The organism is Pseudomonas sp. NFACC42-2, assembly GCF_900116055.1.
GTDB lineage: Bacteria > Pseudomonadota > Gammaproteobacteria > Pseudomonadales > Pseudomonadaceae > Aquipseudomonas > Aquipseudomonas marginalis.
This window is the reverse complement of the sequence record NZ_FOZO01000001.1, coordinates 525687-546920: the sequence shown is the minus strand read 5'-3', so window position 1 is coordinate 546920 and position 21234 is coordinate 525687. Positions and strand designations below refer to the sequence as shown.

The window sequence follows — 21234 nt, the reverse complement described above, 5'->3', positions numbered from 1 at the left end:
AGGCCCTAATATGAAGGATCCTTCAGATTTTGGAATTCGCATTCCATGAGCACCGCCAAAGCGTCATTGAAACCAAGAAAATCAGCGGTTCAAGCACGCTCCGCGGCAACCGTCGAAGCATTGCATGAGGCAACCCTTCAGGTTTTGACCCAGCAGGGCCTGGTGCGCTGCACCACTACGCGGGTGGCGGAGCGCGCGGGAATGTCGGTGGGCAGTCTCTACCAGTACTACCCAAATCGCGATGCGTTGCTCGCCGCCATTCTGGAAAAACACCTGGTGCGCGTGGCCGATAGCGTCGAGCTGGCGTGCTCCGGGCTTCAGGGCGCGTCGGTTGCGGAGATGGCGGGCGGCCTGGTCAAGGCATTACTCACCGCAAAATTGCGCGAACAGGCGGTATCCAAGGCGCTCTATGCGATCGCAGCCGAACGCGGCGGGCCGGAGTTGGTCGCACGTATCAACCTGCGCATGGTGGGCGCGATTGCAGCCATGCTGGCAACGGCGTCCGACGCCCACTTTGACGACCCAGGCCTGGTCGCGGCGATCTCGCTGAGTGCCATCGTCGGCCCGGTGCGCACCCTGCTTGAGGGGAACGCCGCGCCTGCGTTCGAGGCTGCGCTGGAGCAGCAAACCACCTTGATGCTGAGGGCGTATCTGCAGGCTCATCAACCCCCGACCCCAAGGAAGACCCATGCGTGAACGAAAGGCTGCACGATTGCTGGTGATCAACCCCGCGCACGAAGTACTGCTCTTCAGGTTCATCCATAAAGACGGCGCACTGGCTGGTCAAAATTACTGGGCTACCCCTGGCGGCGGTGTCGAACCGGGGGAGACTTTCGAGGCCGCTGCCATCCGCGAGCTGCGCGAGGAAACCGGTATCCAGGTGCAGGCCGTTGCCGCGCCTATCGCCGAGCGCCGGTTTGCGCTGATGCTGCCCAGCGGTGAAACGGTGCCGGCCGTCGAGCACTACTTTGTGGTGCACACCGCCAGCACCGAACTGTCCAGGGCAGAATGGACGCTGGAAGAAACCCAGGTAATGGCGGACCATCATTGGTGGTCGGCTCAGGCGTTGCGCGCCACCGAGGAAACGGTCTGGCCTGAAGCGCTGGTTGACATGCTGGTGCAAGCCGGCGTGTTCAGCGCATAGCGCCGATAATTCCGGCCGTTTCGACCACCCTGGCGTAGTCCATGGCCAGGTTGCTCAGCGACAGCGCGTGCACGTCCTCCGCCGGCCACAGGCGCCCGGACCCATCGGTTTGATCGAAGGTGTAGCAGGCGTCTGCGGCGACGAGCACGTCAAAGCCCAGGTTGCCGCCTGTGCGTGCCGTTGCTTCGACGGAGTTGTTGGTGATCACCCCGGCGATCACCAGTTGCTTGATCGAACGCGCGTGCAGCCAGCGTTCCAGCCCGGTGGCGATGAAGGCACAGGGTACGTTCTTTTCCACCACATGTTCGTGGGCCAGCGGTTGCAGCGCAGGCTGAAATTCGCAGCCCGGCTGGCCCGGCCAGAATACCGAGCCGGGGGTACGGGAGATGTGCCTGACGTGCACCACAGGCCGCCCCGACTGCCGCCAGGCGCCGAGCAATTGCTGCAACTGTTGCTCGGCCTGCGGATTATTGCGGCGCCCGAGCTTCGGGTCATTCATGCCCTGCTGCATGTCGATGAGCACCAGTGCAGCGTTGGTGGCTAAGGGTTCCATGGCACATCCTTTGGCTCGTGAGGCACAAAACATAGCAGCCAATGAGTGGGCCTAAACAGCGATTTGTTCGAAGCCTTCGCCGTTTGCCTTTACACTGCCGCCCCCGAATTTCAGCAAGGATGCGTTGGATGCGTACGCGACTCAGCGGTGTACTCCTCTCCCTGGCCCTGGCCGCTCCCGTCATGGCCGAGCCCCGTTCGTTCTCGGTCAATGACCCCAGCGGTCAATACCTGGTCGAGGTGTTGTTCCCGGAGGTGCCGCAGGACTTGCAGCATCTGGCGCCGGCGCTCATCACCCTGCGCGATAAAAGCTCCCTCGAAATCCTTCAGCAATTGCAGACCCCGGATGCCCACGTGCCGCTGGACCAGCAAGGCAGAACCGTGGACTGGCGCCTGATGGGGGAGAACGGCGTGGTGTACTTCGCCGATATCAACCAGGATGGCCGCCAGGACCTGGCGATCCGCAATGGCACCGGTGCAGATAAGGACTTCCAGTCCAGTTACGACGTGTATCTGCAAGACCCGCACACGTCCCACTGGGTGCTGAATGGCCCCTTGACCGACCTGGCCAACGAGACCTCCGGCGGGATGTTTTCGATCAATCCCAAGGACGGCGTTATCCATTCGCAGACCGACCGGGGTTGCTGCTGGACCCGCGCCAGTCGCTATCAGATGCGCGATGGCAAACTGGTGCGACTCAGCGCGTACACCCAGGCAGAAGTGCCCGCGACGGACGATGACGCCAACAACAGCATGCCCAGCGGCTACATGTTGCGCACCACCGGTGAGTGGAAGGACGGCCAGTGGCTGGAAACGCCCAGGCTGGAAGGGCCGGTCAACGAAGACCCCGAGTTCCTGGCCGGCACCCTCAACGACAAGATCCCGGTGCAACTCTGGTACCAGCAACAGGGCGCGGTGCTGATCGGTGAGTTGCGCTACACCAAAAGCGGCAGCGGCAAGCCGATCAAACTGGTGGGCGACCAGGGTGAATACGGCGACCAGTCGTTTATCTACCTGCACGAATATGCCGATGACGGCCGTCAAACCGGCATCTGGCGCATCACTCGGGAAACCGTCGAACCTTATGACTACGCGGGCACCTGGGTCAGTGGCGCCAAGGGTGACCAGCCCGAGCTGCAGATTCAACTGCACAGGCAGGACCGGGAGCCTGAGTACGACAAACTCGGCGACGTGGCCCGCGATCAGCGCGATGGCCATTACCAGATGCGCGATGACTTCCTCGACCGCGACGGTGACCTGGACCTGAAAATCCTTCCCGAACGCGACGCCCAGGGCAGGGAAGTGGCGGAACTCAGCGTGACGCTCAAAGACACCGGCACCGACAAGATCATCATCACTACGCACCAACGCGTGCCGATGGAAACCGCAAACCTGATCATCGTGCGCGCCCCCCAGGCGCCCCCTCGGGCCGGGCCGTATCACATCCAACTGGTGAAGGGTTTTGCCGTGATCGAGCACAACTCGGCGCCGGACAGCCAGGACTACCTGACCGGGTTTTATCGTAAGCAGCCCTGAAACCGGGGAGTAATGCCGCCTGAGTGTCGATCCTGGGTCAGGCGGTTAGACACATCGGGTATCTTCAGCCGAGGGCCGCTTCAGGCTCGGCGCACAATTGATTGATCAAGGAAGCAGGCATGGCACTCAGGGTGATGGTGATCGGCGGCTACGGCAACTTCGGCAGCATCATTTGCCGGCACCTGGCGGGCGCGCCGGGCATTGAACTGGTGATCTCGGGCCGCAACTCACACAAGTTGCAGGGCAAAGTCGATGCGTTGAAAACGTCCTCGGGCCGTGTGTGCGAAAGCTGGTGCGGCGACGCCATGGCGGTCGGGTTCGCTGGCGTCTTGCAGTCGATGAACATCCAGTTGGTGATCCACACCGGCGGCCCGTTCCAGGGGCAGTCCTATGCCGTCGCCCAGCACTGCATCGATGCGCGCGTGAACTACTGCGACCTGTCGGACTGCCGGGCCTTCGTCAATGGCATCGGCGTGCTGGACGCGAAAGCCCGGCAGGCGGGCGTGGCCGTCCTCAGCGGTTGCAGCTCTGTGCCGACGTTGTCGTCCGCCATCATCGATCAGTACCGCGATCGCTTCATGCGCATCGACGCCATCGAGCATGGCATTTCCTCTTCGGCCAAGATGCCGGGGCTGTCGACCATCGAAGGCGTGCTTGCCTATGCGGGCAAACCGATCAAGCAACTCAAGCAGGGCCAGGTGCACGAAGTGCTGGGCTGGCAGGACCTGACGCTGCGCAGGATGCCCCAGCTCGGCACGCGGGTGCTGGCCAATGTGGACGTGCCCGACATGGATATATTCGCTGGCCGTTATGGCGCCCATACCCTGCGCTTCAAGGCCGGTGCGGGGCTCAAGCTGGGCGGCGTCGCCAATTACCTGCTGGCCCAGTCTCTACGCATGGGCATCGTGCGCGACCACCTCGTGTGGGCCGCCAGGCTGCATCGCCTGGGCACCTGGTTCGAACGATTGGGCGATGGCAAAAGCGCGATGTACATCGACGTGCAGGGCCTGGGCATTCAAGGCCAGCCGCTGTCCCTGGCGGTGCAACTCACGGCTCTGGACGACAAGGGACCGGAAATCCCCAGCTGCGCGGCCGTCGCCCTCGCCATCAAAATGGCCCACGGCTACGTGCCCGAACCCGGCGCCCGCCCGTGCGTAGGCGAAATCAGCGTCGACGAATACATGGCCGCCATCAACGAACCGACGAAGCTGAGCCTGACGGTGCGCTTCTCTGACGGGCAGGCCTGACCGATGCTCTACCTGTGCCTGAAGTACCTGCACATCATCGCGGCGATTTTCCTGTTCGGCTTCGGCATGGGCTCGTACCTCTACCTGATCGCCGCCAGTCGCACGGCCAACCCGCAAGTGATCGCCCAAGTGGCGCGCATGGTCGTGCGGTTTGATACCTGGATTACCACGCCGGCGGGCGTTATTCAGATCATCACGGGCTTGCTGCTGATCCAGCTTGCGGGGCTGTCTGTGACCACGGAATGGGTACTGACCGCGTTGATCATCTTCCTCTGCGTGGGTTCGCTGTGGCTGCCGGTGCTGGTACTGCAGAAGCGCATGCAGCAGATGGCCTCTCGGGCGGTCGAGACCGACACGGTGCTGGATGATGGATACCGTGGTGTGTACCGGCAATGGTTCTGGCTGGGCGTCTTCGGGTTCCTGGGGATGTTTGTGATCGTGATGATCATGGTGACGAAGATGACGCCGTGGCAGTTGGTCGGGCTGTTGGCGGGGGGCTGAGTGCCCGCTCAAGGCTTGGCATCCCAAACCGGTGCAACGATGCATACCGCTGTGTTCATAGCGGCCCCCCCAAAAAGCGCTGCTCATGCGTCGGCCGCTGCTACGGTTTGGACGGTGTGAGTGCTTAACGCGAGAGCAGCGGCGCCGGGCTTTTGTCCTCAGCGCCCACGTCGTGCAGGGAAATCCTCGACGTCTCCGGCAACGCCAGTCCGCCCGCCAACGCCAGCAATGCCACGGCAATCAGGTAGAGCGCCGGTGACAGGTTGCTGCCGGTGGTGCTGATCAACCACGTGGCCATCAGCGGCGCGGTACCGCCGAAGATCGTATACGCCATGTTGTAGGTAATCGCCGAGGCGGTATAGCGCGTGCGGGTCGGAAAGGTCTCCGACAGCAACGCCGCCGTCACCACACCACACAGTACTGCGCCGACCGCCAGCAACATCACCCCGACAATTGACGCCGTGAACGAACCGGAACTGGCCATCAGGAACGACGGATACACCACCACCATCAACAACACGCACGCCGTCATCACCGTGACCCGACGCCCCACGCGATCCGAATACAGCCCCGCCAGCGGGCAAATCGCCGCGGCGAAGATCAACGCGATCAGCGACACCAGCAACGCCATCGCCCGACTCAGCCCACCGGCCACCTGCAGGTACGTCGCGAAGTAGGTGGTGAACATATAAAACGACAGCGCCGTCAGTGACACAAAAGCGCCCAGGCAGCAGATCGCCGCACCATGGTTGCGCAGGGTTTCCTTGAGCGGGGAGTGGGCGACCGCGTGCTCTTGCTTCACGGCCTGGAAGGCCGGCGTCTCATCCAGTTTCCAGCGCAGGTAAAGGCCCACCAGTCCCAGCGGCGCGGCGATCAGGAACGGCAGGCGCCAACCCCAGCTGCCCATGGCCTCGGCGGACAACGACGCTTCAAGGGCGTACGCCACCACGGCGGCGGCGGCGAAGGCGGAGAACGTCGACACCGGCACGAAGCTGCCGTACCAGGCGCGTTTGTCCCGGGGCGCGTGCTCCATCAGGTAGGCACAGGCACCGGCGTATTCGCCGCCGGCGGAGAAACCCTGGGCGCAGCGGATCAGCGACAACAGGATCGGCGCCGTGACGCCGATGGCGGCGTAGGTGGGCAGCAGGCCGATCAAGGTGGTGGCGCCGGCCATCAGCAGGATGGTCATCGCCAGGGTGCGCTTGCGCCCGATACGGTCGCCGAGCATGCCGAAGAAAATCCCGCCCAGGGGCCGGAAGGCGAAGGCGACGGCGAACACCGCGAAGGTTTTGAGCAAGGCCGCGCTGGCATCGCCGCTGGGGAAGAACTGTTGGGCGATGGTGGTAGCGAGGAAACCGTACACGGCGAAGTCAAACCATTCGACGAAGTTACCGATGCCGGCGGCGATGATGACCTTGCGCAGGGTTTGGGGGCTTACCTGTTCGGTGGAGGGGCTCGTCATGGGGAAGGCCTCGGAAGGGATCGGGGGATGCTGGATTATCCGGGGAAGGGGGATAGGCGGCCGGGCTCAAAAGAGTCGTCCGCATAGTCAGTAGCGACCGGGTGGGATTGGGGAGGCAGGAATTGGGCCAGGTCAGGCGGGGATTTATCGTTACCGGGCAGACGTGCGATAGGTCAGCAGCACAATCCCGGTCACTACGATGACGCCGCCGACTATCTGCCCGGCGCTGAGCATTTGATCAAGCACGATCCAGCCCATCAGCAACGTCGCCAGCGGTTCAATGTTCATGACCGGCGCATTGCGCGGCATGTCCAGGCGCGGGACCGACATGAACAGCACGATAAAACCGGTGCCATACAGCACCACCAACGTTGCGAGTGCCAGCCAGCCGGTACCCGTGGCCGGCGGGTTCAGGCCGCCGGGAAGGGCGCCGCTGAGGCCGGCGAGGTTGACACTGCTGAATACGATGAAGATGGTCAGCAGGCTGCGCACGGAGCCGCGTACCTGGGACAACTTGTGATCGGTGATCCACAGCGCGCAGGCGAACACGAACGCGGCGCAGAAGGCCAGGCCGACGCCAAGCAGCCAGTGCGGGCCGATATCGGCATTGCCTGAGAGGCGGCCGGGTACGTCCAGCACAAACACCAGGCCCACCAGAATCAAGCCCATCAGCAAGGCGGTGCGCGCCGTCGGACGTGGGCCGCCGAATGCCCAGGTGAGCAGGGCGAGCAGAATCGGGAACACGTTGCCCACCAGCAGCGCCAGCGCCACCGGCACACGGGCGACGGCGGAGTAGAGGCACAGGCTCTGGGTAGCGATAAGCAGGCCCAGCAGCACTTGCCAGCGCCATGCACCAGCCGGCAGGCGCAGGCTTTGGCGTTGCCACAGTACCAGCACCGCCAGCACCAGCAAGGTGCCACCCGAGCGCAGCAGAATGGCCAACAGCACACCGGCGCCATCATCGAAGGCGACCCGAGCGGCGATGTGATTGCCGGCGAAGGCACAGCCCATGCAGAGCAGAATCAACACGGCAATGGGACGGGAGAACAGGGTGGGGGCAGTTTGCGTCGGGGCAGGCGGAGTCATGCTGGGGCTCGGGCGGTTGGCGCCATCGTCGGGGATGGCGATTTATTTTTAGGTTGTCGTACAACTTCGCGACCGGGTGATTTGTAGCGTGTTTACGCCGAGGGAGCAAGGAGGGATTTGGTCTGGAAAAACTCAGCGCTTGCTGAGCGCGAGCTTTGCGGCAAACAGCAAGAAGATCACACCGGTGGTGCGATCCATCCACTGGATGACCTTTTCGCGGCGCAGGAACCCGGACAGCGACTGCGTGGCGCCGATCAATACCAGCGACCACAACAGTCCGAGCAACACATGGATGCTCACCAGGCCGAAGGTCCAGGCAATCAGCGAATGGCCTTGGGGGATAAATTGCGGCAGGAACGACACGTAGAAAATCCCCACCTTGGGGTTCAGCACATTGCCCAGCATGCCCTTGATAAACCAGTTGCCGCCGGGCTTGCCATCGGCTGAAGCGGGTGCCAATGAGCGGCGCGGACGCACCAGCATGTTCAGCCCCAGCCAGGCCAGGTAAGCCGCGCCGCAGTACTTGAGCAGGTTGAACGCCATCTCCGACACCGCGATCAACGCGCCCAGGCCAAAGGCAACCGCGGCGCCCCACACCAGGCAACCCGCGTTGATGCCCAGCGTGGCCTGCAGCGCCTGGCGCTTGCCTTCCACCGTGGCGGTGCGCAGGACCAAGGCGGTGTCGAGCCCGGGCGTGAGGGTCAGCAGGGTGGCGGCGAAGGTGAAGGCGAGGAGGTTGTCGGTGATGGACATGAGCGGGCTTCATGCAGAGGGATGAGTGGACATTAACCCAAGCTTGGCATGAGTGGTTATCCTGTGGCGAGCGGGCTTGTTGTGGTGAGCCGGCTTGTAGTGGTTAGCAGGCTTACTATGGTGAGCGGGCTTGTTGTGAGTGACCGGGCTTGTTGTGGTGAGCGGGCTTGCCCCGCGCTGGGCTGCGAAGCAGCCCCAAAACCAGGCAATGCGGTTTGTCTGATGGAACACAGTGATCTTGATTGGGGCCGCTTCGCAGCCCAGCGCGGGGCAAGCCCGCTCACCACAGTAAGCGGGCTTGTCTGCCTTCAGCGGTTGAAGCGCTCAACCAACGCGTATTGGGTGGCCGCGGTATTGGTCAGTTCCTTGCTCAGGTCCGTGGATTGATGGGCTTGTATCGAGGTCTGGTCGGCCAGTTCGGCGATGGTGGTGATGTTGCGGCTGATCTCCTCGGCGACGGCACTTTGTTCTTCGGTGGCGGCGGCGATCTGGGTGGTCATGTCGGTGATATGCGACACCGCTTCGCTGATCCCCACCAGGGCCTGGTCCGCTTCCAGCACCCAGGCCACGCCTTCCTGGGCCTGGCGCTGGCCGTTTTCCATGCTTTGCACCGCGTTGCTGGAGGATGCCTGGAGCTTGGTGATCAGCCCATGGATCTGGGTGGTCGATTGTGACGTGCGCTGGGCCAGTTGGCGCACTTCGTCGGCTACCACGGCAAAGCCTCGGCCTTGCTCGCCGGCCCGCGCCGCTTCGATTGCGGCGTTGAGGGCGAGCAGGTTGGTTTGGTCGGCGATGCCCTTGATCACATCCACCACGCTGCCGATTTCGTCGCTGTCCCTGGCCAGTTGCGCCACGGTCACCCCGGTCTCGCCGACCATGGTGGACAGACGCTCGATGGCTTCACGGGTATCGCGCGCCACTTCGCGGCCGCGCCCGGTCAGCACGTTGGCCTGTTGGGTGGCGTCGGCGGTGCGTTGTACATGGCTGGCGACTTCCTGGGTGGTCGCAGCCATCTGGTTGACGGCCGCCGAGACCTGTTCGGTTTCCACGCGCTGGCGGTTCAGGCCTTTGGCGCTGGCGGCCGCCAACTGATCGGATTGCCCCGCCAGGGTACTCAGTTGTTCGGCGCTGTCCTGCAGGCGGGTGAGGCAGGTTTTCAGGCGCGCGGTCTGGCTGAGGAACGCGGTTTCCAAACGCGACTGTGGGCCGCGTGCGTCACTGTACATCTGCGCGATCAAGGCATCCGACGTCGAGGGTTCGACCCCCTCCAATAGACGCAGGGTACTGCCCTGGCGCCAGCGCGAGCACAGCAGGCCCACCGGCAGCGCGACCGCCACGGCCACTGCGACGGCCACCGGTGCACTGAGGAACAGCCCGGCGACGCTGCCAGCCACACCGGTGGCCATGTACGGCACGCAACTCACTGCCGCCGGCAGCCACGCATCCTGGCGCGGCACGCCCGGCTTGCCTTGGCTCAGACGCCGGTAGAGGGCCTGGGCGCGGCGAATTTCGTCGGCCGTGGGCTTGACCCGCACCGACTCGAAGCCAACGACCCGGCTGCCGTCGAAGATCGGCGTGACGTAGGCATTGACCCAATAGTGATCGCCGTTTTTCGAGCGGTTCTTGACGATGCCCATCCACGGCAGGCCTTGCTTGAGCGCACTCCACATGTGCGCAAAAACGGCGGGTGGCACGTCGGGGTGACGCACGATGTTCTGGGGCGCGCCGATCAGGTCGGCGCGTTCAAAGCCGCTGATATCGACGAAGGCGTCGTTGCAGTAAGTGATCATCCCTTGAACATCGGTGGCGGAGATGAGTTTTTGCGAAGGCGCGAGTGAAATCTCGCGCTGTGTTACAGGCTGGTTGTTGCGCATTCCGACTACTCCCTGGTTGCACACAGTCCATCGGCGGCATTGGGCAGAAGATTAATGCGCATGGCTCATTTCGCCAGCCACTGGTCAAAAGCCTGAAACTTCCCGATGAAAAACCTCATAATGGCGGCCATTTTTGTTTAGCCCGTTATTCTGGTGTGCCCCCATGGAAATCAAGGTCAACTTTCTCGACAACCTCCGGCTTGAAGCCAAGTTCGATGACTTCACGGTGATTGCCGACCAGCCTATTCGCTATAAAGGCGATGGCTCGGCACCGGGGCCGTTCGATTATTTCCTGGCCTCGTCGGCGTTGTGCGCGGCGTACTTCGTCAAGTTGTACTGCAGCACGCGCAACATCCCCACGGACAATATTCGCCTGTCGCAGAACAATATTGTCGATCCGGAAAACCGCTATAACCAGATCTTCAAGATCCAGGTCGAGTTGCCGGCCGATATTTCCGATAAGGACCGCCAGGGCATCCTGCGTTCCATCGACCGTTGCACCGTGAAGAAAGTGGTGCAGGCCGGGCCGCAGTTCGTGATCGAAGAAGTGGACAACCTCGATGCCGATGCCCAGGCCTTGTTGATGCCGAGCGCGGGCAGCGAGGCGGGCACTTATATTGCCGGCAAGGACCTGCCGCTGGAGCAGACCATTGCCAACATGTCCGGGATCCTTGCCGGCCTGGGCATGAAGATCGAGATCGCCTCGTGGCGCAATATCGTGCCGAACGTGTGGTCGCTGCATATCCGCGACGCCCATTCACCGATGTGCTTTACCAACGGCAAGGGCGCGACCAAGGAGGGCGCCCTGGCGTCGGCGTTGGGCGAGTTTATCGAGCGACTCAACTGCAACTTCTTCTACAACGACCAGTTCTGGGGTGAGGAACTGGCCAATGCGCCGTTCGTGCATTACCCGGACGAACGCTGGTTCCAGCCGGGCCCGAATGACGAGCTGCCCGGCGAAATCCTCGACGCGTACTGCCTGAAGGTCTACAACCGCGACGGCGAGTTGCGCGGCTCGCACCTGTTCGACACCAACTCCGGCAACGAAGCGCGCGGCATCGTTTCGCTGCCGTTCGTGCGCCAATCGGATGGCGAGGTGGTGTATTTCCCGTCCAACCTGATCGAGAACCTCTACCTCAGCAACGGCATGAGTGCCGGCAACACCCTGGCCGAGGCCCAGGTGCAGTGCCTGTCGGAGATTTTCGAACGGGCGGTGAAGCGCGAAATCATCGAGGGCGAATTTGCCCTGCCGGACGTGCCGGCTGACGTGCTCGCGAAGTACCCGAGTATCCTGGCGGGTATTGCAGGCCTGGAAGCCCAGGGTTTCCCGGTGCTGGTCAAGGACGCGTCCCTGGGCGGCGAATTCCCGGTGATGTGCGTGACCTTGATGAACCCGCGCACTGGCGGTGTGTTCGCCTCGTTCGGTGCCCACCCGAGCCTGGAAGTGGCGCTGGAACGCAGCCTTACCGAACTGCTGCAAGGCCGCAGCTTCGAAGGCTTGAACGACCTGCCGCAGCCGACCTTCGAAGGCCAGGCGGTGACCGAGCCGAACAACTTCGTCGAGCACTTTATCGACTCCAGCGGTGTGGTGTCGTGGCGCTTCTTCAGTGCCCAATCGGATTACGAATTTGTCGAGTGGGACTTCTCCGGCCAGGGTGAAGACTCCAACGCCCAGGAGGCCGCGACTTTGTTCGGCATCCTCGAAGGCATGGGCAAGGAAGCCTATATGGCGGTGTACGAGCATTTGGGCGCAACCGCCTGCCGCATCCTGGTGCCGGACTACTCGGAAATCTATCCCGTGGACGACCTGATCTGGGACAACACCAACAAGGCGCTGTTCTTCCGCGAGGACATCCTCAGCCTGCACCGCCTGGACGAAGCGGAATTGCAGGGGTTGGTCGAGCGCCTGATCGAAAGCGAGCTGGACGACTACACCGACATCACCACCCTGATCGGCATCGAGTTTGACGACAATACGGCCTGGGGCCAACTGACCATCCTCGAATTGAAGCTGCTGATCTTCCTCGCCTTGCAGCAGTACGAGGAGGCCAAGGAGTGCGTGGAGATGTTCCTGCAGTACAACGACAACACCGCCGAGCGTGGCCTGTTCTACCAGGCGATGAATGCGGTGCTGGAGATGGAACTGGACGACGACCTGGAACTGGCGGACTACGAAGCCAACTTCCGCCGCATGTTCGGCAATGAGCGGATGGATGCGGTGATCGGCTCGGTCAACGGCAGTGTGCGTTTCCATGGGCTGACACCGACCAGCATGAAGCTGGAAGGGCTGGACCGGCATTTGCGCTTGATCGAGAGCTACAAGAAGCTGCATTCGGCGCGTGCCAACATCGTCCAGGGGTGACGCATACCCAATGTGGGAGGGAGCAAGCCTCCTTCCCACAGTTGACCCCTGTTGTCTGGGGGATTTATATCCGGGCCAAGGCTTGCGCCAGGTCCGCCCGTAGATCCTCCACGTCCTCAACCCCCACCGACAACCGCACCAGCCCGTCGCCAATCCCCAACTGCGCACGGGTCGCCGCCGGGATGCTGGCGTGGGTCATGATCGCCGGGTGTTCGATCAGGCTTTCCACGCCGCCCAGGCTCTCGGCCAGGGCGAAGAGCTTGACGGTTTCCAGGAAGCGCGTGGCGCCGGCCAGGTCGCTGTTCAAGTCCACCGATATCATCCCGCCAAACCCGCGCATTTGCCTGCGTGCCAGTTCGTGCTGCGGGTGGGACGCCAGGCCTGGGTAGTAGACCCGGGATACCTGCGGTTGCCGTTCCAGCCAGGTGGCCAGGTCGAGGGCGTTGCTGCAATGGCGCTCCATGCGCAGGGCCAGGGTTTTCACCCCGCGCAGGGTGAGGAAGGCATCGAACGGGCCGGCGATGGCGCCAACCGAGTTTTGCAAAAAGCCCACGCGCTCGGCCAGTTCGGGGTTGTCGCCGACGATGGCGATGCCGCCGATCACATCGGAGTGACCATTGAGGTACTTGGTGCTGGAGTGCACCACGATGTCGAAACCCAACTCCAGCGGGCGCTGGATCCACGGGCTGGCGAAGGTGTTGTCGGCCACGCAGAGAATGCCGCGGCTGCGACAGATCCGGGCGATGGCCGCGAGGTCGGTGAGGCTCAGCAGCGGGTTGCTCGGGGTTTCGACCCAAACCATGCGCGTGTCGTCCTGCAAGGACGCTTCGAACGCCGCCACATCACTCAGGTCGACAAAGCTGAACCGGTGCCCGGCACTGCGCTGGCGCACCTTGTCGAACAGGCGGAAGGTGCCGCCGTAGAGGTCGTTGCCGGACACGATATGGGCGCCGGCATCCAGCAACTCCAGCACCGTGGAGATCGCCGCCAGCCCGGACGCGAAGGCAAACGCCTGGCTGCCGCCCTCGAGGTCGGCCACGCAGCGCTCCAGGGCAAACCGCGTGGGGTTGTGGGAGCGGCCGTAGTCGAAGCCCTTGTGTACGCCGGGGCTGTCCTGCAGGTAGGTGGAGTTGGCGTAGATCGGCGGCATCAGCGCGCCCGTGGTCGGGTCGGGTGACTGCCCGGCGTGGATCACACGGGTGGCAAACGCGCTTTTATCGGGCTGGCTCATGCAAGGGATCTCCGCAGGTGGTTGAGCAGGTCGACGCGGGTGATCAGGCCGTGAAAGCCCGCCGCGTCGGCAATGATGGCGACCAGGCCGCGATCCAGTTCAGCCTGCAATTCGGCCAGGCTGGCGCCGGGGGCCAGGGTGTGGACTTTGTCGCTCATGGCGCTGGCGACCATCATGGAGAAGTCCGCCGCGTCATGGTGCAGGCCCAGCAGGATGTCGGACTCATCGATCACCCCCACCAGTTCGCGGCCGCCCACCAGCACCGGCAGTTGCGACACGTCCGCCAGGCGCATGCGCTGGAAGGCGGTGAGCAGGGTGTCGTCGGGGCTTACGCTGATCACGCGGCCATCTTCGAAGCGCCGCGCGATCAAGTCGCGCAGGTCGCCGTAGTGCTTGTAGTGCAGCAGGCCCGCATCGGTCATCCATTGGTCGTTGTAGACCTTCGAGAGGTAGCGGGTACCGGTGTCGCAAACAAAGGTGACCACGCGCTTGGGCACGGTTTGTTCGCGGCAATAGCGCAGCGCGGCCGCGAACAGGGTACCGGTGGAGGAACCGCCGAGAATGCCCTCGGCCTTGAGCAACTGGCGGGCGTGGTCGAAGCTGTCTTCATCGCTGATGGAGTAGGCGTGGCGCACGCTGGACAGGTCGGCAATCGACGGGATGAAGTCCTCGCCGATGCCTTCCACCGCCCACGAGCCGGGTGTTTCCAGCTTGCCGCTGCGGCTGTATTCGGCCATCACCGAACCCACCGGGTCGGCGAGGACCATTTCCAGGTCGGGCTGCACCCGTTTGAAGAAGCGCGTCAGGCCGGTGAGGGTGCCGGCCGAGCCGACGCCCACCACAATCGCGTCTACATCGTGTTGGGTTTGCGCCCAGATCTCCGGCGCGGTGCTGGTCTCGTGGGCCAGGGGGTTGGCCGGGTTGTTGAATTGGTCGGCGAAGAAACAGCCGTCAATCTCCTTGGCCAGCCGCGCGGCCATGTCCTGGTAATACTCGGGATGGCCCTTGCCGACATCGGAGCGGGTGATATGCACCTCGGCGCCCATGGCCTTGAGGTGCAGCACTTTTTCCGTGGACATCTTGTCGGGCACTACCAGCACCACCCGATAACCTTTCGCCCGGCCCACCAGCGCAAGGCCCAGGCCGGTGTTGCCGGCGGTGGCTTCAATGATGGTGCCGCCGGGGCGCAGGCGGCCGTCGCGTTCGGCGGCGTCGATCATGGCCAGGCCGATGCGGTCCTTGATGGAGCCGCCGGGGTTTTGGGATTCAAGCTTGAGGAACAGCGTGCAGGGGCCGGTATCGAAACGGCTGACCCGAACCAGCGGCGTGTTGCCGATCAGCTCGAGTACGGCAGGGCGGGGTAGTGTGGGCATGTCGTCACCTGGGGGCTTAGGGTGGGGGGACAGCAAATGGCAGAGCATGGTCTGGAACAGTAGGTCGGTATCGGGCCGGTCGCAACCGAGGGGTCGATTGAATGTCTTTTTTTGGCGCATGGACGATGCCCGGGTGCGCTATCTAAGCGCACGTTGTGCGGCGATACCTGCGTAATCACTGGCAGAGTGACCTGGCGTGGGCTTTGCTTAGATAAATCCAAACTTGGATACAAGATGGAGTTTCCCATGCACAACGTTGTTGGCTGGACCCTCGGTGAATGGCAGGCCGCTTACCGCAGCAGCGCGATCACGCCGGACATTTTGCTCACCCTGGCCGCGCAATACCCCGCCGAGGACAGCGCCTGGATCGCCCGCGCTCAACCGCAGGCATTGGCCGAGCAACTGGCACAGTTGAGCGAACGGTTGGCAGCGCTGGGCGGCGATATGACCCGGCTGCCGTTGTATGGCGTGCCGTTTGCGATCAAGGACAACATCGATGCGGCCGGTTGGAACACCACTGCCGCCTGCCCCGAATTTGCCTACCGCGCGACCCGGGATGCCTCGGTCTTACAAAAGCTGCGCGCCGCCGGCGCAATCCTGATGGGCAAGACCAACCTCGATCAGTTCGCCACCGGCCTGGTGGGCACCCGTTCGCCGTATGGCGCGGTGGGCAACAGTTTCAATGGCGATTACGTCAGCGGCGGCTCCAGCTCCGGCTCTGCGTCGGTGGTCGCCCGTGGGCTGGTGGCGTTTTCCCTGGGCACCGACACGGCGGGCTCCGGGCGTGTACCGGCGGGGTTCAACAATATCGTCGGGTTGAAGCCGACCAAGGGGCGTTTGTCCAATACCGGCCTGGTGCCGGCTTGCCGCACGGTGGATTGCGTCTCGGTGTTTGCGTTGACCGTGGAAGATGCCGAGACCGTCGCGCACGTTGCGGCGGGATACGACGCCAGTGATGCCTATTCCCGCGCCAACCCCAACACGGCGCCGGTGGCGGTGGGCGCTTCGATCAAGCTGGCCATCCCGGAGGTCCTGGAGTTTTTCGGCGATACCCAGAACCAGGCCGTGTTCGAACAGGCGGTGGAGCGCTTCAAGGCGCTGGGGGCGGTGATCACCCCGGTGGATTTCACTGCGTTCAAGGAACTGGCGGACCAGCTGTACTTCGGCCCTTGGGTTGCCGAACGCACCGTGGCCCTGGAAAGCATGCTCGAAAACCAGCCGGAGGCAATCAACCCGGTGGTGCGCGGCATTGTCGAGAATGGCCGCCAGTACAGCGCCTGCGACGCCTTCAAAGCCGAATACCTGCGGGCCGAACTGAGCCGCCGCATCAACGACAGCCTGGCCGGTTTCGATGCCTTGCTGGTGCCGACTTCGCCAACCCTGCGCACCATGGCCGAGATGGCGGAAGAGCCGGTGCGCTACAACTCGCAGTTCGGCTACTACACCAACTTCACCAACCTGGCCGACCTCTCGGCCCTGGCGCTGCCGGCCGGTATCCGCGCCGATGGCTTGCCCAGCGGCATTACCTTGCTCGCACCGGCCTGGCATGACACGGCGCTGGCGCACCTGGGCAAGCGCTGGCAAGCCAGCCTGGAGCTGCCTTTGGGCGCCACCCAGCGCTATCTGCCGTCACCGTCCGCACCCGCCCAAGCCCCCGGTTGCGTGCGTGTGGCGGTGGTGGGTGCACATCTCACCGGCATGCCACTGAATGTCCAACTGACGACGCGTAACGCGGTGCTGGTGGAGCAAACCCTGACTGCCGACACTTACCGCCTGTACGCGCTGCCGGGCACGGTGCCGCCCAAGCCAGGGCTGGTCAAGTCGGACAGCGGTCGGGCGATCATCGTCGAGCTGTGGGACATGCCCCTCGCACGCTTCGGCGAGTTCGTCGCCGAGATCCCCGCGCCGCTGGGGATCGGCAACCTGCTGCTGGCCGATGGGCGCAGCGTCAAAGGCTTCATCTGCGAGCCCTGGGCCCTGGCCGATGCCCTCGACATCACCGAGTTCGGTGGCTGGCGCGCCTTTATTGCGAGTCGCGGTTAAACATGCGGGCCAAGACACGCCCTGACAGCCTGGCCGAGCAGATCTACGCACAGCTCAAGGCGGATATTTTCGACTTCCGCCTGCTGCCGGGCGATCGCTTCAGCGAAGGCGAGGTGGCCGAACGCATGCACGCCAGCCGCACGCCGGTGCGTCAGGCACTGTATCGCTTGGAGCGGGAAGGGTATCTGGAGGTGTATTTTCGCAGCGGCTGGCAGGTGAAACCGTTCGATTTCGCCTACTTCGAAGAGCTCTACGACGTGCGCATCGTATTGGAACTGGCGGCTGTCGGCCGGTTATGTGCGATGGATGAACCGAACCCGATGCTGCAAGCGTTGCAGGCCACCTGGCAGGTGCAGGAGGGCGAGCGCCTGGAGGACGCCCAGGCCGTATCGGCGCTGGATGAGCGTTTTCATTGCGCGTTGGTGGAAGCCACCGGCAACCGTGAAATGGCGCGCATGCACTACGCCATCACGGAGCAGATCCGCATCATCCGGCGGCTCGACTTTACCCAGGCGCCCCGCATTGCGGCGACGTACGAAGAGCATGGGCAAATACTTGCGGCCATCGTGCAACGCCAGGCTGACCAGGCGCAGCACCTGCTGAAGCGGCATATCGAACTGAGCAAGCAGGCGGTGCGCGAGATCACGCTGCACCGGTTGCATACGGCCCGGCAGGTGGAGGGGCAGATTTCCTGATGCCCTGAGCTTCTGTGGTGAGCGGGCTTGCTGTGGTGAGCGGGCTTGCTGTGGTGAGCGGGCTTGCCCCGCGCTGGGCTGCGCAGCAGCCCCAATCAGGCTCCCTGTGTTCTGTCAGGTAAACCGCAGCGCCTGGTTTTGGGTCTGCTTCGCAGCCCAGCGCGGGACAAGCCCGCTCACCACAGGTGACGAGTAGTCCTCAGATCACGTGGGGTGTGGAGGTGCACTCTCGAACGCGTTATTGGGTGAGCCTGCGCAAGCTTATTGTGATGAGCGGGCTTGCTGTGGTGAGCGGGCTTGCCCGCGCCGGGCTGCGCAGCAGCCCCAATCAGGCTCCCTGTGTTCTGTCAGGTAAACCGCAGCGCCTGGTTTTGGGTCTGCTGCGCAGCCCAACGCGGGGCAAGCCCGCTCACCACAAGTTACGAGTAGTCCTCAGATCACGTGGGGTGTGGAGGTGCGCTCTCGAATGCGTTATTGGTTGAGCCTGCGCAAGCTTATTGTGGTGAGCGGGCTTGCCCCGCGCCGGGCTGCGCAGCAGCCCCAATCAGGCTCCCTGTGTTCTGTCAGGTAAACCGCAGCGCCTGGTTTTGGGTCTGCTTCGCAGCCCAGCGCGAGGCAAGCTCGCTCACCACAGTTTACTGGGCCTGGCGTGAAAGCCTTTGCAGCTTTGCGATGACCGCCTCGGTTGCCCGCTGCATCGGCGCCCGCAACTCACTGTCGATCAAGCCCTCCAGCGCCAGTGCGGCTTTCACCGGCGCCGGGTTGGGCTCCATGAACAGTGTGTTGATCAACGGCACCAAGCCAAGGAACGTCGCCCGCGCCTCAGCCAACTGGTTATCCCGTACCTGTTGCCACAGCGCCACAAACTGTTCGGTGCACACATGGGCCGACGCGGCAATCGCACCGCTGGCGCCCAGGCACAGCGCATTGAATATCTGCAGGTCCTCGCCACACAACACATCGGCCTCACCGCTGGCCAACACCGCCAGGGTGTTGCCCAGATTGCCGCCGCAGTCCTTGATCGCCACGATCTGCGGGTGCGCGATGATGTTCAGCAAGGTCGCCTGCTCGAAGGTCACGCCGGTACGGTAGGGAATGTCGTAGAGAATGATCGGCACGCTGGACGCATCGGCCACCGTGCGAAAGAACGCTTCAAGGCCGGACTGGGAAGGGCGGATGTAACTCGGCGCCGGCACCAGCAAACCCGACAGCGGGCGCTTGAGGACCTCGGCCTGGAATTGCAGCAGCTCAATCTGGTTGTTGCCCGCCAGGCCCATCACCACACGGTGGGCGGGCACCTGTTGCAATACCGCATCCAGCACCGCCAATTGTTCCTGGCGGCTGAGCGATGCGGCTTCGCCGGTGGTGGTGCACACCATGATCCCGGCCACGTGTTTGTCCAGCAGGTGGCTGACCAGACGGTGCAGGCCGACAAAATCGATGGCGCCATCCTGGAACGGCGTGACCACGGGAACCCAGATACCTTGGAACGATGACATGCACTTTCTCCTGATGATTGACCGTTTGAGTCACCGTCAGAAGGGCATGGGCAATTGTGCAAGGGGGAGGGAGTCCGCGCTCAATGTCCTGTCAGCTCATCTGACGGGACAGCGCGCCCCGGTCACATGAGCGACTGTTTCTTCGATTTGAGGGCGTGCGCCACGCAACCTTGCGCCTTGGCAATCAAGCCAATGACGGAAAGGTTAACCACTGAGGTTGCGGACATAAGCTGACACACCCATGAAGACTGGGGCTATCTTCATGGAATATTACGAGGTGTGTCAACTTCCCCCGTGGCTTGAATGCACCGGTGCAGGTGGATCAGCCTTTTATCGCGGTTTCAATCGCCGCAATGTCGATTTTGGTCATGGTCATCATCGCGTCGAAAGCACGTTTGGCTATTGTCGGGTCAGGGTTGGCCACCGCATCGGTCAACACCCGAGGCGTGATCTGCCACGACAATCCCCACTTATCCTTGCACCAACCGCAGGCGCTGGCCTGGCCGCCGTTGTCGATGATGGCGTTCCAGTAGCGATCGGTTTCGGCCTGGTCATCGGTGGCGACCTGGAAGGAAAACGCTTCGCTGTGGGGGAATATCGGGCCGCCATTGAGGCCGATGCACGGGATGCCCATCACGGTGAATTCCACCGTGAGCACATCGCCCTGTTTGCCGGACGGGTAGTCACCGGGGGCCAGGTGCACGGCGTCGAGCGTGCTGTCGGGGAAGGTGCTGGCGTAGAAGCGCGCAGCCTCCTCGGCGGTGCCGTTGTACCAGAGGCAGAGGGTGTTCTTGGGTTTCATGATCGGTCTCCACGGACAATGGGTCCATGGAGTTTAGACGGCCAACTGCCGTTCGATCGCCGCCTTGTCGATCACCGACCAGACCTGGGCGATTTTGCCGTCGACGAACGTGTAGAAAACGTTCTCCGAGAACGCCACCCGGCGACCATTGATCGCCAGCCCGAAAAACTCGCCCCGGGGCGTGACATTGAAGTTCAGCCGGCAGGCGACGGTAGGCGGGTCGGCGATCAGCAACTGGATGTGGAACACCAGGTCGGGGATCTCGCGAAAGTCGCGCTCCAGCATCGCGCGGTAGCCCTCCAGGCCGACCACCTTGCCGTTATAGGCCACGTCAGGGTGGACGAAGTCGCCCAGGCGGTTCCAATCCTGCCGGTTGAGGCAGTCGATATAGCCGAGGTAAAGGTCGGCAAGTTGGTTGCGGGTCATGTTTTTTCCTCAAGCCCTGCGCGCGGTCAACAACACCGTCGCCGCCGCCGACAACAATCCCGCACAGCAGCGATTGAATATCCGCTTGCCACGCGGCTCGGCAAACCAGCGGCGCATGTGCAGGCCCATATAGGCGTAGAGGCTGATGGCGATCCATTCCAACACCAGGAACAGCGCGCCCAGCACGGCGAATTGCGGCGTGATCGGCTGGCCTGGCACCACGAACTGCGGCAGGAACGCGGTGAAGATCAGGATCGCCTTCGGGTTGCCTGCCGCCACCAGAAACTCCTGTCGTGCCAGCGCCCACAAACCCACCTTCGCGTCTGCCGATTGCGCCTCAGCCTGCGGATCAGCCCGCCACAGCTGGAACGCCAGATAAAACAGATACGCCGCGCCCACAATCTTGATCGCGTAGAACAACAACTCCGACGTCTGCAGCACCACCGCCAAGCCTGCGGAGGCGAGGGCGATCATGCCGGCAAAGGCCAGCAGGCGACCGACACCGGCCAGGCACGAGGTGCGGTAGCCGTAGCGCGTGGCGTTGCTGACGGACAGCAGGTTGTTCGGGCCTGGCGCCATGTTCAGGGCGAAGCAGGCGGGGAGGAACAGGGCGAGGGTGGCGAGGTCCATGGCGGCTCCGGTTTTGGA

General features: G+C 63.2%; 19 protein-coding genes. 8 read left to right on the top strand and 11 right to left on the bottom strand.

What is annotated here, in order from left to right; genetic code table 11:
* The first annotated feature begins 45 nt into the window (after nucleotides 1-45).
* Together BM416_RS02475 and BM416_RS02470 are read left to right on the top strand one after the other, a co-directional pair.
* Nucleotides 46-696, top strand: coding sequence for a TetR/AcrR family transcriptional regulator (locus tag BM416_RS02475; protein ID WP_092484990.1), 651 nt, complete (start codon nucleotides 46-48; stop codon nucleotides 694-696).
* Nucleotides 689-1144, top strand: coding sequence for an NUDIX hydrolase (locus BM416_RS02470; RefSeq protein ID WP_092484987.1), 456 nt, complete (start codon nucleotides 689-691; stop codon nucleotides 1142-1144). The genes BM416_RS02475 and BM416_RS02470 overlap by 8 nt, the downstream gene beginning before the upstream one ends.
* Here BM416_RS02470 and BM416_RS02465 read toward each other — a convergent pair.
* Nucleotides 1134-1697, bottom strand: coding sequence for a cysteine hydrolase family protein (locus BM416_RS02465; protein ID WP_092484984.1), 564 nt, complete (start codon nucleotides 1695-1697; stop codon nucleotides 1134-1136). The two genes, BM416_RS02470 and BM416_RS02465, sit on opposite strands and share 11 nt — an antisense overlap.
* A 128-nt stretch (nucleotides 1698-1825) precedes the next feature.
* Here BM416_RS02465 and BM416_RS02460 point away from each other — a divergent pair, with 128 nt between their 5' ends.
* From BM416_RS02460 to BM416_RS02450, 3 genes are all read left to right on the top strand, one after another.
* Nucleotides 1826-3232 carry an XAC2610-related protein gene (locus tag BM416_RS02460; RefSeq protein WP_092484981.1) on the top strand — a complete coding sequence of 469 codons (1407 nt, stop codon included), beginning with the start codon at nucleotides 1826-1828 and terminating at the stop codon, nucleotides 3230-3232.
* 119 nt (nucleotides 3233-3351) lie between these two features.
* Nucleotides 3352-4479 (top strand): saccharopine dehydrogenase family protein, encoded by a 1128-nt coding sequence (locus tag BM416_RS02455; RefSeq protein ID WP_092484978.1) that lies wholly within the window; start codon nucleotides 3352-3354, stop codon nucleotides 4477-4479.
* Between the two features lie 3 nt (nucleotides 4480-4482).
* Nucleotides 4483-4980 (top strand): DUF2269 family protein, encoded by a 498-nt coding sequence (locus BM416_RS02450; protein WP_092484975.1) that lies wholly within the window; start codon nucleotides 4483-4485, stop codon nucleotides 4978-4980.
* 124 nt (nucleotides 4981-5104) lie between these two features.
* Here BM416_RS02450 and BM416_RS02445 read toward each other — a convergent pair whose 3' ends face one another.
* From BM416_RS02445 to BM416_RS02430, 4 genes are all read right to left on the bottom strand, one after another.
* On the bottom strand, nucleotides 5105-6442 hold the full coding sequence (locus tag BM416_RS02445; RefSeq protein WP_092484972.1) for an MFS transporter: 1338 nt from the start codon (nucleotides 6440-6442) through the stop codon (nucleotides 5105-5107).
* Nucleotides 6443-6592: 150 nt separating this feature from the next.
* A complete protein-coding gene (locus BM416_RS02440; RefSeq protein WP_092484969.1) occupies nucleotides 6593-7528 on the bottom strand; it encodes an EamA family transporter in 936 nt (311 codons plus the stop codon).
* A gap of 132 nt (nucleotides 7529-7660) precedes the next feature.
* Entirely contained in the window at nucleotides 7661-8281 is a 621-nt protein-coding gene (locus BM416_RS02435) for a LysE family translocator (protein ID WP_092484966.1), read from the bottom strand.
* A gap of 308 nt (nucleotides 8282-8589) precedes the next feature.
* Nucleotides 8590-10071, bottom strand: a complete 1482-nt coding sequence (locus tag BM416_RS02430; RefSeq protein WP_370671254.1) for a methyl-accepting chemotaxis protein — start codon at nucleotides 10069-10071, stop codon at nucleotides 8590-8592.
* A gap of 247 nt (nucleotides 10072-10318) precedes the next feature.
* Between BM416_RS02430 and BM416_RS02425 the strand changes: the two genes are divergently transcribed.
* On the top strand, nucleotides 10319-12517 hold the full coding sequence (locus tag BM416_RS02425) for an OsmC domain/YcaO domain-containing protein (protein ID WP_092484963.1): 2199 nt from the start codon (nucleotides 10319-10321) through the stop codon (nucleotides 12515-12517).
* Nucleotides 12518-12581: 64 nt separating this feature from the next.
* Here BM416_RS02425 and BM416_RS02420 read toward each other — a convergent pair whose 3' ends face one another.
* Together BM416_RS02420 and BM416_RS02415 are read right to left on the bottom strand one after the other, a co-directional pair.
* Nucleotides 12582-13748, bottom strand: a complete 1167-nt coding sequence (locus BM416_RS02420; RefSeq protein WP_065941733.1) for a cystathionine gamma-synthase — start codon at nucleotides 13746-13748, stop codon at nucleotides 12582-12584.
* Complete coding sequence (locus BM416_RS02415; protein ID WP_092484961.1) at nucleotides 13745-15121, bottom strand: pyridoxal-phosphate dependent enzyme; 1377 nt, start codon at nucleotides 15119-15121, stop codon at nucleotides 13745-13747. The genes BM416_RS02420 and BM416_RS02415 overlap by 4 nt, the downstream gene beginning before the upstream one ends.
* Nucleotides 15122-15367: 246 nt before the next feature.
* Between BM416_RS02415 and atzF the strand changes: the two genes are divergently transcribed.
* Both atzF and BM416_RS02405 read left to right on the top strand, forming a co-directional pair.
* Nucleotides 15368-17164, top strand: coding sequence for an allophanate hydrolase (gene atzF / locus BM416_RS02410; RefSeq protein ID WP_092484958.1), 1797 nt, complete (start codon nucleotides 15368-15370; stop codon nucleotides 17162-17164).
* 2 nt (nucleotides 17165-17166) lie between these two features.
* Entirely contained in the window at nucleotides 17167-17859 is a 693-nt protein-coding gene (locus BM416_RS02405) for a GntR family transcriptional regulator (protein ID WP_092484955.1), read from the top strand.
* Between the two features lie 635 nt (nucleotides 17860-18494).
* Here BM416_RS02405 and dapA read toward each other — a convergent pair.
* The 4 genes from dapA to BM416_RS02385 all read right to left on the bottom strand — a co-directional run bounded on the left by dapA (nucleotide 18495) and on the right by BM416_RS02385 (nucleotide 21216).
* On the bottom strand, nucleotides 18495-19358 hold the full coding sequence (gene dapA, locus BM416_RS02400; RefSeq protein WP_092484952.1) for a 4-hydroxy-tetrahydrodipicolinate synthase: 864 nt from the start codon (nucleotides 19356-19358) through the stop codon (nucleotides 18495-18497).
* 322 nt (nucleotides 19359-19680) lie between these two features.
* Nucleotides 19681-20160: a VOC family protein gene (locus BM416_RS02395; RefSeq protein WP_065941728.1), complete on the bottom strand. Its 480-nt coding sequence runs from the start codon at nucleotides 20158-20160 to the stop codon at nucleotides 19681-19683.
* A 33-nt stretch (nucleotides 20161-20193) separates the two neighbouring features.
* A complete protein-coding gene (locus BM416_RS02390; RefSeq protein WP_092484949.1) occupies nucleotides 20194-20586 on the bottom strand; it encodes an ester cyclase in 393 nt (130 codons plus the stop codon).
* A 9-nt stretch (nucleotides 20587-20595) separates the two neighbouring features.
* Nucleotides 20596-21216, bottom strand: a complete 621-nt coding sequence (locus tag BM416_RS02385; RefSeq protein WP_092484946.1) for a LysE family translocator — start codon at nucleotides 21214-21216, stop codon at nucleotides 20596-20598.
* Between the last annotated feature and the right edge of the window lie 18 nt (nucleotides 21217-21234).